This is a genomic window from Inhella sp., assembly GCF_027532025.1.
Lineage (GTDB): Bacteria > Pseudomonadota > Gammaproteobacteria > Burkholderiales > Burkholderiaceae_C > Inhella.
The window spans coordinates 1-14,925 of the sequence record NZ_JAPZSY010000143.1; the positions used below are offsets into that span (position 1 = coordinate 1).

General features: G+C 65.9%; 12 protein-coding genes. 1 reads left to right on the plus strand and 11 read right to left on the minus strand.

What is annotated here, in order from left to right:
- The 11 genes from dusA to O9335_RS16550 all read right to left on the minus strand — a co-directional run.
- Positions 1 to 936, minus strand: a 936-nt coding sequence (dusA, locus tag O9335_RS16500; protein WP_298390223.1) for a tRNA dihydrouridine(20/20a) synthase DusA, incomplete at its 3' end; no start/stop codon positions are given.
- A gap of 10 nt (positions 937 to 946) precedes the next feature.
- The gene (locus O9335_RS16505) at positions 947 to 1,684 is read right to left on the minus strand and encodes a serine protease (protein ID WP_298390226.1); all 738 of its coding nucleotides are present in this window, start codon (positions 1,682 to 1,684) and stop codon (positions 947 to 949) included.
- Positions 1,685 to 1,730: 46 nt separating this feature from the next.
- Positions 1,731 to 2,927: a PilZ domain-containing protein gene (locus tag O9335_RS16510; protein WP_298390230.1), complete on the minus strand. Its 1,197-nt coding sequence runs from the start codon at positions 2,925 to 2,927 to the stop codon at positions 1,731 to 1,733.
- Between the two features lie 125 nt (positions 2,928 to 3,052).
- Positions 3,053 to 5,833, minus strand: a complete 2,781-nt coding sequence (gene prsT, locus O9335_RS16515) for an XrtA/PEP-CTERM system TPR-repeat protein PrsT (RefSeq protein WP_298390233.1) — start codon at positions 5,831 to 5,833, stop codon at positions 3,053 to 3,055.
- Between the two features lie 36 nt (positions 5,834 to 5,869).
- On the minus strand, positions 5,870 to 7,225 hold the full coding sequence (gene prsR / locus O9335_RS16520) for a PEP-CTERM-box response regulator transcription factor (protein WP_298390236.1): 1,356 nt from the start codon (positions 7,223 to 7,225) through the stop codon (positions 5,870 to 5,872).
- 5 nt (positions 7,226 to 7,230) lie between these two features.
- Entirely contained in the window at positions 7,231 to 9,306 is a 2,076-nt protein-coding gene (prsK, locus tag O9335_RS16525) for an XrtA/PEP-CTERM system histidine kinase PrsK (RefSeq protein ID WP_298390240.1), read from the minus strand.
- Between the two features lie 68 nt (positions 9,307 to 9,374).
- Positions 9,375 to 10,751, minus strand: a complete 1,377-nt coding sequence (locus O9335_RS16530; RefSeq protein ID WP_298390243.1) for a TIGR03013 family XrtA/PEP-CTERM system glycosyltransferase — start codon at positions 10,749 to 10,751, stop codon at positions 9,375 to 9,377.
- 236 nt (positions 10,752 to 10,987) lie between these two features.
- On the minus strand, positions 10,988 to 12,133 hold the full coding sequence (locus O9335_RS16535; RefSeq protein WP_298390245.1) for a branched-chain amino acid ABC transporter substrate-binding protein: 1,146 nt from the start codon (positions 12,131 to 12,133) through the stop codon (positions 10,988 to 10,990).
- 97 nt (positions 12,134 to 12,230) lie between these two features.
- Positions 12,231 to 12,452: a hypothetical protein gene (locus tag O9335_RS16540; RefSeq protein WP_298390248.1), complete on the minus strand. Its 222-nt coding sequence runs from the start codon at positions 12,450 to 12,452 to the stop codon at positions 12,231 to 12,233.
- On the minus strand, positions 12,449 to 12,877 hold the full coding sequence (locus O9335_RS16545) for a DNA polymerase III subunit chi (protein ID WP_298390251.1): 429 nt from the start codon (positions 12,875 to 12,877) through the stop codon (positions 12,449 to 12,451). The genes O9335_RS16540 and O9335_RS16545 overlap by 4 nt, the downstream gene beginning before the upstream one ends.
- A 7-nt stretch (positions 12,878 to 12,884) precedes the next feature.
- Positions 12,885 to 14,345: a leucyl aminopeptidase gene (locus O9335_RS16550; RefSeq protein WP_298390254.1), complete on the minus strand. Its 1,461-nt coding sequence runs from the start codon at positions 14,343 to 14,345 to the stop codon at positions 12,885 to 12,887.
- Between the two features lie 74 nt (positions 14,346 to 14,419).
- Between O9335_RS16550 and O9335_RS16555 the strand changes: the two genes are divergently transcribed.
- Positions 14,420 to 14,925, plus strand: a 506-nt coding sequence (locus O9335_RS16555; RefSeq protein WP_298390257.1) for an LptF/LptG family permease, incomplete at its 3' end; no start/stop codon positions are given.

Here is a 14,925-nt window from a genome sequence, read left to right on the forward strand (position 1 = left end):
CGGCGGCAAGCCCTTGAGCTTGTGGTCGCTCCACACCTGGCGCCAGCGGCGCGCCCCCGGCGTGCCGTTCCACAGGCCCAGCGCGTGGCGCATGGCCACGGCCCAGGGCGTGCCGCGGGCCCACAGGGCCTCCAGGTGCGCGATCCAGGCGTCTTCCACGCCCTCGCGCGTCAGGCCGTTCGGGGCCTCGCCGAAGAAGCGCTCGTCCCAGTCGGCCATGGACCAGGGCTCGTGGTACGCGTGGCGGCCGACCATGACGCCATCCACCTGCGCGAGCTGTTCGGCGATGGTGGCTTCGTCTTTGATGCCGCCGTTGATGGCGATGGTGAGCTGCGGGAACTCCCGCTTGAGCCGGTGCACGATCTCGTAACGCAGCGGCGGGATCTCGCGGTTGTCTTTGGGGCTCAGGCCGTCCAGCCAGGCGTTGCGGGCGTGAACGATGAAGACGCGGCAGCCGGCCTCGGCCACGGTGGCAACGAAGTCGCGCACGAAGTCGTAGCTCTCGATGCGGTCGATGCCGATGCGGTGCTTGACGGTGACGGGCAGCGAGGTGGCGTCGCGCATGGCCTTGACGCAGTCGGCCACCAGCGCGGCCTCGCCCATCAGGCAGGCACCGAAGGCGCCGCGCTGCACGCGGGGGCTGGGGCAGCCGCAGTTGAGGTTGACCTCGTCGTAGCCCCAGCGCTCGGCCAGCCGGGCGCAGGCGGCCAGGTCGGCCGGCTCGCTGCCGCCCAATTGCAGGGCCACGGGGTGCTCGACGGCGTCGAAGTCCAGGTGCCGGGGCTGGTCGCCATGGATCAGCGCGCCCGTGGTCACCATCTCGGTGTACAGCAAGGTGCGACGGGTGAGCAGGCGGTGGAAGACGCGACAGTGCCGGTCGGTCCAATCCATCATCGGCGCGACGGACAGGCGCCAAGGCGAGAAATCAGCAGGCATGGGCCGCAGATTATCGAGGGAGGTCCTTCAGCAGCGGGTGCAGCAGGGCCACGGGCAAGGCATAGGTGATGCCGGTCGGCTGGCTGAGCACCGACTCGCGCGTCCCGCGCGCCAGTACCATGTTGATGATGCCCACCACCTCGCCCGTGCGCACGTCGAACACCGGCCCACCGCTGTTGCCGGGGTAAGCCACAGCGTCGAGCTGGAAGATGTCCGTCGGCCCGTCGCGCAGCGAGCGGATGGCGCGCGGCGACAGGGCCTGACCGCGCACTTGCGGCAGCACCAAGCCCGTGATGGACGCCAGCAACGCCCGGTGGGTGACATGGGCAAACCCCAGCGCCCCACCGATGGGGAAGCCCATGAACACCAGCTCGCTGCCCTCGCGCGGCGGGGGGCCCTCGGCCAGCGGCAAAGCGGGCAAGGCCGGCCCCCCTTCCAAGCGCAGCACCGCCAAATCGCGCTCACGGGCCACCACCATGACACGCACCGACCGGGGCTGCCAATCCCGTCCCCCTTGCCACGCTTGCACCTGAACCACGCGACCCTCGGCGGGCTGGCTGGGGTCGGGCAGCACATGGGCGTTGGTGACGATGGTGTGCCCATCGCCCACGACGAAACCCGTGCCGGCGAAGGTGAAACGCGGCGAATCGGTCTCGCGGTAGGTGCCCACCAGCACCACGGAGGGTTTGGCCCGTTCGACCAAGTCGGGCAGCGTTGGACCTTGGGCATGGGCTGAGGCGAGCAGCACTGCAGTTGCCAACCCAGCAAGGACAGCGCGACGGGCAAGGTAGAAATCAGGAGGCATGAACATCGGCAGCCGTCAGGCCGCTCTCCAGGGCGGCCACACAACGGCGCCAAGCGTCGTCGACGGCCCGAAACCGGCAGCCCAGCACATGGCATTCGCCATCGAAGCTGACGTGCCGAACCACCGACAAACGAAGCCGTGAGGTGTCTTGCTCGCCGAGGTTGACGGTGGCATCGGCCTCGGTGCCCGAGGGCAAAGGATGCGCGACCCGCAGCTGGCAGCCGTTGAGCGAGAGCTCGACCACATGCGCCGCCAACTGGGGCTCAACGCCTGCGTCCGCGACGTGCAGGCTTGCCGGACACAGCACCGAGTGCCGCGCATGGCGACGCAAGCCCTGCATGGTGGGAACCTCTCCACCGGCCAACATGGGCAGAACCTGCCGGTACTCGGCCTGCTCGTAGATGGACCACAGCAGGGCCTTCTGGCGCTCGTCCAAGCCCTGGAAGGCCTGGGTTCGCTGATTGAAAAAATGGTCCAGCAGCGCTGGGCTCATCACCGCGTCGTTGGTGGTGCGGTAACGCCGCTTCGGCCATTGGATGTTGGGCAAGTCGCGAACAACGAAGTAGTCGTACAGGTTGCGACGTCCGGGCTGGGTGCCGTAGGCGCGCCGCATCTGCTCCTTGGCAGTGCGCAAATCCAAGGTCGCGCCCACGGCCGGGGCGCCGTTGGCGAAGTCGTACGCGTCCACCTCTTGCGATGCCAAGCGCTTGAACATGAGCAAGGCCTCGTACATCGGGAAGCGGTTGGGGTTGACTGCGATGACGAGGTGCCGCGTGTCGAAGTAGCGCACGCAGTACTCGTGCATGAACTTCATCAACGGAAACAACACGGCGCCGCCGGTTTGGCGGAATTCGGGGTGAACGGCCAGGGCGGAAATCTCGGCGATCTGACCCGGCAGGGCCCGGACCGCGGAGAGGTCGAAGGCCTGCTGCATCGGGAAGCCGAACACACCGTCCCGGATCATGGAAAGCGTGCCCACCACCCTGCCCTCCCACTTGGCGCACAGCGTGGTGGTGGTGGGGAGGGCGTGATAGATGGTGGCGCGCAAGCCCGAGGGATGCGGCTGCATGAACCCCGCGGCCACGTAAGCGTCGTGCAGGATCTGAAAGCAGGCTTCGAGCTCGTCTTGGGTTTCGGCCACCTTGAGCAGCAGCCGTGGGTCGGGGCTCGGATCGCAATCCACCATGCGCCGCACCAAGGCAAACGCAGCGCACGGGGCAGCCAGGCCAAGCCCTGACGCACCAGCAGGCGCCCGCGTTTGCGAAGGCTGGAGCGGCGCAACTGGCTCATGGCTTGGCCAGTCGGCAGGGCTCAGAGCTGCTTGAGCAGCGCCTGAATCTCAGCTTGGTTGGGGTAACGGTCTCCGAGCTGGGCCACGGCCTCGAGCTCGGCCTTGGCTTGATCACGCTGCTTGGCCGCGATGAATCGCTTGGCCAGCCCGACGCGCCGCTCGGCGTTGCTGCCTTCCAGCGCGACTGCCTTGCGTTGCCACTCGATGGCCTCCTGGTGCTTGCCTTCGGCCGAAAGGATCTCGGACAAGGTGTCGGCCATCGCCCCTGAGTTGGGGCGGGCCGCCACGGCCTTGCGGGCCCAGCTTTCCGCGCCTTGAAGTTGCCCCGAGCGGAGCATCACCCAGGCCAGGTTGTTCATCACCACCGGGTCGTTGGGGGCTTTGGCCAGGAGGGCCTCGTAGCGCGTGCGGGCCTCGACCCAGTCGCTGCGGGCCAGCGCACTGTCGGCGAGGTAGGCGACGAACAGACCGTCATCGGGCTTGTCTTTGAGCCACTTCTGCGCAAAGGCCTGTGCCTCGGCCCCTTTGCCCGCGGTGATCAGGGCCCGGTGCAGTTTGCTGGCCAGGCCCGGCCAGTTCGATTTCGCAGCCAGTGCTTTCTGGTAGGCCGCCGCGGCGGCGGGCCAGTTCTGCTGACGCCCCTCCAAATCGCCCTCAAACACCAGCGCCAAGCCTGCTGGCAAGGTCATGGACTCCATGTCTTTGATCAGCTTGCGGGCCGCGTTCACGTTGCCCAGCTCCAACTCCAGCCCCACCACTTGACGCAAGGCGGGCACGTGGTTGGCTTGCAACTCCAGCGCTTTGCGGGCCGTGCTCAGCGCCTGCCGGTAGGCCTTGCGCGCGATGTCCACCTCGGCCAAACGCACCAAGGCTTCGGCCGAACGAGGACGCAAGGCCACCAGATCGCTCAACACCTTGTGGGCTTGGCCGTGATCACCGCGGGCCAGTTGCAGGGCGCCCAGCATCTCCAGCAGCTCCGCCTCGTTGGGCATGGCCGCAACCGCCTCTTGGGAGGCCGACAGCGCGCGATCGTTGTCCCCCGCAGCCTGCCACAGCCGCACCAAGGCCACACGCACCCGCGGCGCCTTGGGAAACTGCTGCACCAGCTGCTGTGCGACCTTCACGAGCTCTTCCGGCTTGTCCCCTGCCAGCTGGCGTGCCTGCAACGCCGCAAGCGCAGGGATCGGGTTCGAGGGGTCGGCCTTGGCCACGGCATGGAAGCGCGCCACGGCGTCGCTGCCGCGCTGGGCCGCGAAATCCAACTTGGCCAGCGAAACGGCCGCGGCCATGTTCTTGGGGTCGCGCTTGAGGGCCTCTTGCCATGCGGCGCGGGCTTGCTCTTTGTCGCCCTTGGCGTCGTGGACCTGGGCGCGCAGGTTCATGGTTTCGGCGCGTCCGGGCTGCTTCTTTTCCAGCCCGTCGAGCGCCGACATGGCGCCCGCGTGGTCACCCTTACGGATGAGACTGCCCACCAAGGCCACATCGGCAATGGGGCTGTCGGTTTGGGCCGCGAGGTCGCGCAGTTGGTCGAGCCCTTGTGCCTCTTCGCCTCCCGCCACCCGCCCCAGTGCAACCATGGTGCGACTGCGCGCGTCTTGGGGGTCGAGCTGGGCGGCGCGGGCGTACATCGCCTGGGCTTTGGCCGATTGCCCCAGCTGCGCGTGCGCGTCGCCCGCCAAGGCGAACACCTGCGCCACGCGCTGCGCCGAGTCTTCGAGCAGCGGCTCGAGCGTGCGCAGGGCCTTGGTGGGGTCGGCCATGCGCAGTTGGGTGGCGGCCAACAACAGGCGCACCCTGCCGTTGTCCCCGGGCAGGCTCAGCAGCTTGCTCAAGTGCGATTCGGCAACCAAGTCCTCCCCGCGCTGGAACGCGATCTGACCGGCCAAGAACAGCACCCGCGGGTCGTCGCCGGAGAACTTGAGCAACTGCTCGATGTGGGTCTTGGCCTCGTCCAGCTTGCCATCGCCCACAGCCAGCTGGGCGGCGTAGAAGCGCACGGTGGTGTTGTCACCGAACACCTTGCGCGCGGCTTCCAAGCGATCCTTGGCGGCTTGCGTTTCCTTTTGGCTGACCAAGAAGCCGATCAGGGATTGGTGGGCCGCCAGGTCGCGCGGCGAGACTTCCACCGCCTTCTCGAAGGCGCTGCGTCCGCCGGCCGCATCGTTCTTGCCGCCCACCAGCAAGTCGCCCTTGAGCCGCCATGCCTCGCTGTCGCGCGGCGAGTTGGCGATGACGCGCTCGACCAAGGCCAAGGCCTCGTCCAAGCGACGCTCGCCGCCGGCCATGCGCGCTTGCATCAAAAGCGCTTTGGGCTGGTCGGGCACCGCGCGCAGCGCTTGCTCGATGGCCGTGCGGGCCTCGGCCATCTGGCCGCCCGTGGCGTGCGCCTGAGCGACCACCACCAGCAAGGCCGCTTGAGCCTGGGGGTCGGACAGTTGGCGCGAGCCGAACTGTTGCAGCACCTCCCGGGCCTTGCGCGTCTGCAGCAAGGCCTTGGCTTGCAAAGGCACCAGCCGGTTGGCATCGAACTGGCCTTGCTCGGCCTTGCTGAACTCGACCAGGGCGTTGGTCGGATCGCCCGCGTTGAGCAAGGTCTCGCCCAGCAGGAATCGGATTTGGGCGTCGTCCGGCCGCTGAGTCAGGGCGTTCTTGAGGTGGATCTGCGCCGTTTTCCAGTCGTCCTGGGCCAGTGCTTCCTGGGCTTGCTTGACCAGTTCTTCGGGCTTCTTCTGGCCGCAGCCAGCCAGGCCTGCGCACAAGGCCAGCACCAGCAGCCCACGCGACCATTCACGCTGTTTCATCGGTTCTCCCTGGGGGGCTTCTGAATCAAGACCGGCTCACGGCTTGATCTGCAACTTGCTCAACAAATCATAGAGGGTGGGTCGGCTCACGCCGAGCAACTCGGCGGCCCGCACGATGTTGCCGTCCACCCTCGCCATTGCGGTGATCACGGTCGATCGTTCGGCCCGCTCGCGCGCCTCGCGCAGGTCCAGGCTGGCGGGCTCGTCGGGGCCTTCCAAGGGCAAACCCAAGTCGTCGGCCGTGATGCGATCGCCGTCGGCCATGATGGTGGCGCGCTTGAGCACGTTTTGCAGCTCGCGCACGTTGCCCGGCCAGCGGTGGCGCTCGAGCGCACGGATGGCGTCCTCGCTCAGGGTCAGGCCTTTGCGGCGCTGGTCGGCCGCAAATCGGCGCACGAAGGCGTGGCCCAAGAGCACCGCATCGCCTTGCCGATCACGCAGGGGCGGGATCTCCACCACGATCTCGGCCAGGCGGTAGTACAGGTCTTCTCGAAAGCGGCCTTCGGCAATCAGCTGCTTGATGTTCTGGTGCGTGGCGCCCACCACGCGAACATCCACGGGAATTTCTTGGCGGCCACCCAGGCGCTCGATGGACCGCTCTTGCAAGAAGCGAAGCAGCTTGGCCTGCAGCGACATCGGGAGGTCGCCAATCTCATCGAGCATCAAAGTGCCGCCGTTGGCGACCTCGATCTTCCCCGGCGTGGACTTGACCGCCCCGGTGAAAGCGCCCTTTTCGTGCCCGAAGAGCTCGCTTTCGAGCAGGTTCTCGGGAATGGCGGCGCAGTTGATGGCCACGAATCGCCCCGCACGGCCTGCGGCCTCATGCAGGCCTTGCGCCAGCACCTCTTTGCCCGTCCCGCTTTCTCCCAGCAGCAGAACGGTGGCATCGGCGCGAGCCACCTTTTCGATGGTGCGGCAGATGCGCTGCATGCCCGGATCGCGGGTGATGAGCTGACCCAAAGCGCCCTCGCCTTGCATGGCCAGACGACGGTTTTCCTCTTGCAACTCACGCAAGCGCAGAGCCCGCTCCACGCACAGCGCCAGCACGTCCGGGTCCACCGGCTTGGCCAAAAAATCGTAGGCGCCCAGTCGGATGGCACGCAGCGCATTGCTCTGGTCGTTTTGCCCGGTGAGAACGATCACCTTGACGTAGGGGTCCATCTCGAGCAACTGCTCGAGCAGACGAAAGCCCTCCGTGGTGCCATCTTGATCGGGCGGCAAGCCCAGGTCCATGGTGACGACCGGGGTTGGGTGACGCCGGAAGGCTTGCAGTGCCGCGTTGGCATCGGCGGCGGTCTGGGATTCGAAGCGATCGAGCGACCACTTCAGCTGCCGCTGCAAGGCCAAGTCGTCTTCGACGATGAGGAGGCTGAGGGTGCGAGGGTCCGCCATGCGGCTCATCCAGAAAGTGAATCGGAATGGGAATGGAACAAGGGCAGCAAGAACGTGAGCGTGGTGCCACGGCCCGGCTCGCTGACCACCTCCATCTTGCCGCCCAACTCGTGAACGGTCTGCCGGCTTTCGAAGGCCCCGATGCCCATGCCGTGCTCCTTGGTGCTCTGAAACGGCTTGAACAGGCGATCACGGACGAACTCGGGGCTCATGCCGACGCCTTCATCGACGACGCGAACGCGGGCGTAGGACCCCACGGCATCCACCTGCAAACGAACCGGCTGCTCGTCGCGGCTGGCATCGAAGGCGTTTTGAACCGCGTGCCCAATGACGCGCTCGATCCGTTCTTCCACCCCGCGTGTTTCGACCGCCCCGGCGCAACGGACCTCGAGCACGCGCCCCCGCTGCCGGGCGCTGGTGCGCAAGCGCTCTGCAATGGCCGACAGGCTCACACCGCTGGTGGTGCCCGTGGGACGCGCACCTTCGCGCAACTGCAGCATGAGCTGGCGCATCTTGTCGACCGCGTGGTTCACGGTGTCGTTCATGTCGCGCCGGAATTCAGGGTTGTCGCCGTGTCGTTCGGCGTTTTTCATCATGAGCGACAACTGAGTGACGATGTTCTTCAGGTCATGAACCACGAAGGCCGACATCCGGTTGAACGCTTCGAACTTCTGGGCCTCCAACAACCGCTCTGAGGCCTGCAACATCGCCAGCGCACCGGCCGCCTGCGACGCCGCCGTTTTCAACAGGTCGCGCACCTCCCAGTCCAAAGCCAGCGGCGTTCGCGGGTGGGCCAACACCACGGCACCGTACAACCGGCCCGCCACCACCAGCGGGATGAGCAGCCAGGCCTGCCGGTCCTGGCGCAACCAGTCGGGGAGGGGCAGGCTCTCGGCCCCATCACCCCGCCGAGCTTCGTCAAGGTCAGCGATCCAAAGCCGTTGAGCCAGGTCGGCCATGCAGGCGTCGACCGGCAAGCTTTGCTCCCCACGGGCGAAGTTCCACGACGCCGCCTGCGCCATCATCGGCTCCTCACCGCGCCGCAGCCAAAGCCCGCCCGCAGGGCTTTCCACCAGATCGGCCAGCGCCCGAATCACCGTCTCGCCCATGCGCCCGGGCGCTGCCGTCGAGCTCAGGGCAGCGGTGAACCGCAACCACTCGTCGCGATAGTCGTACCGGTAGCGGAAAAAACTCTTCGCCACCCAAACGCGCAACCGAGCACGCACGGCCCCCGAAAACGCCACCACCGCCAAGGCCAGCACACCCACCACCAGCAGCAAGAGCTGGAGCACTGGCCCCCAATCGCCGCCGGAGTACCGAACCCAATAGCCCAAGCCCGACACGAGGACCAAATAGCCCCCGCACAGCAGCAGCGTGGCCGAGTGGAAAACCACCTGCCGCGACACCTGCAAAGACGCCATGAGCGCCCCGCCGCGCCCCAGGCCCAGCAGCAGCAAGGGCACCCCCAAAGCCGCCACCAAGGGACGCAGCTGCAGGGTTTGCCAATCGGGGCGGCGCAACAACATGGCCTCCGCGAAGACGTAGACGTCGAAGCCCCACCCCACAGCCAGGCCCAGGCATAGGGGCTTGGCGTTCCAGCGCCGATCGTCGCTCGCGTTGCGGTACAGCTGCTCCACCAAGATCAGGCCGCCGATGGCCAGGATCAAGCCTGACATCGCGTGCACCATGCCGAGCTGGTGGCGCGACCAAGCCCCCAAGGCCACACTGCCCAAGCCTGCCAAACCCAAGCCCCCGGCCAGGGCCAAGGGCGTGGCAAAGCTGGGCCACGCCTCCCGGCGCGGCTGCGCCCCCAAGAGGACGAGCAGCCAAGCCATCCACGCCAAGCTGCGCAATCCGTCGAGCCACAGGGCCAGCCCATCCAAACGCCACAGCGGCTGGTAGGCCATGGCCGTCGTCAGACCCGCCCACGCCGTGGACAAGACCAGCGCCAACATCAGCAACGAGAACGGCAGGCTCGCATCGCCACCGGGCGAGCTCAAGGTGCGGCGCACACCGGCCCAAGCGGTCAAGGCCGCGAGTGCCACGGTGCCCATCACCGTCAACGCCAAACTCAGGTTCATGGCGCGCACTGGGGCCAACAAAAACCCGGGCCGAGCCCGGGCTGAACCTCAGCCGTTGTGGGCCTCACTCAGCGAGCGCCCCGCCCCGTCAACACGACCGCCACGGTCTCGATGAGGACCAGGATGTCCAAGAACAGGCTGTGGTTCTTCACGTAGTAGAGGTCGTACTGCAGCTTGGCGGCAGCATCCTCCTCCGTGGCACCGTAGTCGTACTTCACCTGCGCCCAGCCGGTCACGCCCGGCTTCACGCTGTGGCGAACGGCGAAGTAAGGGATCTTTTGGATCAGCTGTTCGACAAAAAACGCGCGTTCCGGTCGGGGACCCACGAGGCTCATGTCGCCCCGCAACACGTTGAACAACTGAGGCAACTCGTCGATGCGCGTCTTGCGGATGAATTTGCCCACCCGAGTCACCCGTGCATCGTTCTTGGTGGCCCACACTGGACGACCATCCTTCTCGGCGTCGTTGCGCATGCTGCGGAACTTGGTGACCATGAAGGGCACGCCGTTCAAGCCCACACGCTCTTGGCGGTAGAAGACCGGCCCCGGTGACTCCAGTTTCACGGCCATCGCCGCCACCAGCATCGCCGGCGCCGACACGACCAACAACACCGCCGAGCACACGAGGTCGAAGGCCCGCTTCACACCCGACCTGAAAGCCGTTTGGTTGAAGCCATCGCCAAACACCAACCACCCGGCGTTCACGTGCTTCAAGCTGATTTGGTGAAGATTCTTTTCAAAGTGCGTGGCCAAATCGACCACGCGAATCCCAACCACCTTGCAGTCCAGCAACTCGCGCAGCGGCGTGTTGCCCCCACGCCGCTCGGAGAGCGCCACAACGATCTCGTCGGCCCCCAAGCGCAAGGCGGTGTCACTCAGGGGCAGTTCAGTGGACACCAGTTCTCGGGCGTCGACGCTCACCTCGGTCTCCGAGGCCCCGGGGTAGAAGCCGATGATTTCGGTCAGAGGATCGGCTTCGCGCAAACTCTGCGCCACATCCCATGCGGCCGGCCCAGCGCCCAACACCAACACCCGGTTGCGGCTGACGCTCGATTGGAGCGCCCGGCTGGCCAAAGCGCGATGCATCACCACCGCAGCCACCGCGGCCATGGCCGTGGCCGAGACCCAGAACGCGTCTTCGCCCCCCACGGGCAGCCACTGCAGCACCAAGAAGGTGATGGGAAGGGCGAACATCAACGCCACGATCCCGCGCATGCAGACTTGGGTCAGGGTTCGCTTGGGCGCCGGCTGGTAGAGGCCGGTGGCGCTGTTGACGACAAACAGGACACCCGCCAGGGACAGGCTTTGCGCCGCCGCCACCGGAAGGGTCTCACCCCCGCCGAGGGCCAGCACCGTGAACAGCAGCACGGCGACGATCAGACCCACGTCGAAAATGACCTGCATCAGCGAACGCCGCTGCAGGTAGTGATTGAACACACGCACCATGGAAATCCTTGGGGAACTCCACGCCGCATCGGTTTCTGCGTGGGTTTTTCAGTGGGCGAATGATGCCTTCGCACATCCCCCTTGGAAGCCCCCCGTTTGAGGGTTCAACAGCCATTCAGATCCGAACGTGGACATATTGCGTGACCGTTATCACACCAACGAATAAGGGTTGACGCTTACTGCATGAAAAAGGCCCGCCGAGGCGGGCCCATGTGGGACGGATCGAACCGCCAGGATCAGCGGATGACCGCCAGTTCCGTGCGCTGGCCGTCGCGGTAGGTGTACAGCGTCAAAGCGCCGTTCTTGATGTCACCCTTCTCATCGAAGCTGATGACGCCCGTGACGCCCTTGTAGCCGCTCGTGGCAGCCAACACAGGGAGGTACTTGGCCGGATCGGCAGAGCCTGCCTTTTCCATCGCCGCGGCCATCACCATGGTGGCGTCGTACACATAAGGGGCGTACACCTGCACGTCGGCGTTGAACTTTTGCTTGAACCGGGCCCGGAAGTCATCCATGCCCTTCTTGGCGGCCCCTTCAACACCACCGGCTTCCGCGCAGTAGACCTGATCATCGGCCATGGCGCCCGCCGCCAAGTCCTTCAGCCCCGAAGTGCAAATGCCGTCACCGCCGACCAACTTGGCTTTGATGCCCAGTGCCTTCATTTGGCGCAGCATCGGGCCGGCCACGGCATCCATGCCGCCAAAGAAGATCACGTCGGGGTTCTTGGCCTTGAGGCTGGTCAGGATGGCGGTGAAGTCGGTGGCTTTGTCGCTGGTGAACTCGCGACCGACGATGCCGCCGCCTGCTGCCTTGACGCCCTTCTCGAACTCATCCGCCACCCCTTGCCCGTAGGCGGTGCGGTCGTCGATGACGGCAATCGACTTGCCCTTGAGCTTCTGGACCGAGTACTTGCCCAGAGTGCCACCCAGGTGCACGTCGTCGGCCACGACGCGGAAGGCCGTCTTGAACTTTTGACGCGTGTACTTGGGGTTCGTCGCCGACGGGCTGATTTGCGGGATGCCAGCGTCAAAGTAGACCTTGGAGGCCGGGATGGTGGTGCCCGAGTTCAGGTGGCCGATGACGCCTTGAACCTTCGAGTCGACCAGCTTTTGGGCCGCTGCCGTGCCCTGCTTGGGGTCGCCAGCGTCGTCTTCCGCCAGCAACTTGAACACAGCCACCTTGCCGCCGATCTTGACCTTCTTGGCATTCAGGTCTTCGATCGCCAGGCGAGCGCCGTTTTCGTTGTCTTTGCCCAGGTGGGCGATGCCGCCACTGGTGGGGCCCACATGACCGATGCGCACTTCCACGGTCTCTTGCGCCATGGCCGATGCGCCAAAGGCCACCAGACCAGCCACCAGCAGACGATTCAGTTTGACTTGCATGCACTCGCTCCAAAGTTGAGGGTTTGGTAGGAACAGTCAACGCGGCTGTTCCAAGCGACGCCGACCATAGCGCATGTGGCACCGACGCCGATTGGGGCTAGCCCGGGTCGCGAACCTCAGCGAGCCACGCGCTGACCCGAGGCAGGAGCGCATCCAAGAGCTGCTGCTCGAACTGCGGCTGCAACGCGCGGACGGTGTCTTGCACCAGCTCCGGCAAGGCCGACAGCAAAGCCGCTTGCTGGGCTGCAGTGAGGCCGCCAGCCGCCAACACGTCGGTCAGCACGGGCGGCACAGTGGCGATGGGGTGGACATCGTTCATGGCGTGGTCGGTCGGTGGCGCACCTCAAGCCCCATGGCTTGGTAGGCGCGGAAGCGGCGGCGGCCCGCTTGGACCTCGGTGTCGTCCAAGCCCACCGCATCGAGCACGGTGTCGAACGAGGCCGCCAGGGGATGCACCAGGGGCGCCAAGTGCAGCAGGTGGGCGTCGGACGGCACCTCGTTCGGCGCCTCGTCGGCGTCGAAAACATGGATGCGGCTGTGCCGTCGAACCGGCATGGCGGCCCGCGGGGGCGCCAGGCTCAAGAACCCTTGCGGGTCCGCGGCACACCACCGACTCAACACGCGGTTCACGTCGGCGCCAGGCACAAGCACCCACAACAATCGGCCCTCGCGCTGGGCCTTGCGCACCACGCGCAAGGCCCAGGCCCAGGGATCGTCCAAGCCCGTGAAGAGGTGGACGGTCACGCGCAGCTCAGCGCACCTGCGCCAACAGGAACTGGGTCAGCAGACCCACTGGACGACCGGTACCTCCCTTGGCTGCGCCGCCCTTCCAGGCCGTGCCGGCGATGTCCAAGTGCGCCCAGCGGTACTTGCTGGCGAAGCGCTGCAGGAACTTGGCTGCCGTGATGGAGCCACCCGCGCGCCCGGCGATGTTCGCCACATCGGCAAAGTTGGACTTCAGCCCTTCTTCGTATTCGTCGTCCAAAGGCATGCGCCAGCAGGGATCCAGCGCGACATCGCCCGCCTGCAGCAGCGCCTGAGCCAGATCATCGTCAGACGCGTACATGCCGCTGCGAACGCCACCCAAGGCGATGACGCAGGCGCCCGTCAGGGTGGCCACGTCGACCACCACCGCGGGTTTGATGCGCTCGGCGTACGTCAGGGCATCGCACAGAATCAGACGGCCTTCGGCATCCGTGTTGAGGATCTCGATGGTTTGACCAGACATGGACGTGACCACGTCACCGGGCTTGACCGCGCGACCGCTGGGCATGTTCTCGCAGGCTGGAATCAAAGCGACCACGTTCAGCTTGGGCTTGAGTTCGCCCACCGCCTGCATCGTGCCCAACACGCTGGCCGCCCCGCCCATGTCGAACTTCATCTCGTCCATCTCGGCACCCGGTTTCAGCGAAATGCCGCCGGTGTCGAACGTGATGCCCTTGCCCACCAGCACCACGGGCGCCTGTGTGCGCGGCGCACCGTCGTAGCGCAAAACGATGAAGCGCAAGGCCTCGTCAGAACCCTGGGCCACAGCGAGGAAGGAACCCATGCCCAGACGCTCGACCGCCTTGCGATCGAGGACCTCCACCTTCATCCCGGTCCGACGGGCCAATTGCTTCGCCTGCTCGGCCAAGTGCGTCGGCGTGCAATGGTTGCCGGGGCGGTTGGCCAGTTCCTTGGCCAAGCGCACCCCCGACGCCACGGCGCTCCCTTGTGCCAATCCCGTGCGGGCGGCTTTGAGGTCTGCCTTGTCGACCAAAAACGTCGCCTTGGTGACGCGGGTGTCTTTCGAAACGCTCGGCTTGGTGTGCTGGTAAAGATAACTGGCGTCGGCCAGGGCCTGCATGGCTTGAACCCAGATGGCGCTGCCCAAGTCGCCAAAGCCCACGAAGGCGACGGCCACATGAGCCACCTCGCGGCCCTTGACTTGACCCAAACCAGCCTCCAAAGCCGCCTTAGCGGCTTTGACCGAGGTGTTTGCAGCAGCCGCCATGACCAAACGCGGCGATTTCAAGCCCGGCACGGCATGCATCAGCACGGCCTTGCCCGCCTTGTGGGCGAAATCACCGAGCTTGATGGCCGACTGAACCGCACCCGCCACAGCGGGGTCCAGCTGGGCCGGCAAGTGGTCGCCTGCGATCACCAAGACCAAGGCATCAGCGGAAGCCGAGGCGAGCTTGTCCACAGAAAGGGATTGAATACGAGCGTCCATAATTCCTGGGCCGAATAAAGCCCAACATGTTATTGGATATCACTTTCAGGAAAGACCTCTCCCGGTCTTTCGGCGTGACCCTGGTGGTCTTGGTGACGATCGTGGTGACGATCATGCTCATCAAGACGCTGGGCCAAGCGGCAGGCGGCCGCGTGGCGGCGGCGGATGTGCTGCTGCTTTTGGGCTTTGCCACCCTCGCGCAACTGCCTTTGATCCTGACCTTGTCTCTGTTCATGGCCGTGGTCGCCACGCTGTCGCGCATGTACCGAGACTCCGAAATGGCCGTGTGGTTGGCCTGCGGTGTGCCGGTCAGACGTTGGTTGAGCCCCATCGCGCAAGTGGGCCTACCGGTGGTGTTGGTGGTGGCGACCCTGGTGATGTTGGCTTGGCCGTGGGGCAATGCGCAATCGCAGCAACTGCGGGAGCGTTATGAAAAACGCAGCGATTTGTCCCGGGTGGCGCCGGGCCAGTTCCAGGCCTCGCGCGACGGCAGCAAGGTGTTCTTCATCGAGCGCGACAGCAACTTGGGTGGCATGGGCCGCAACGTGTTCATCCTCAGCCAACAAGGCCCCAGCGAAGC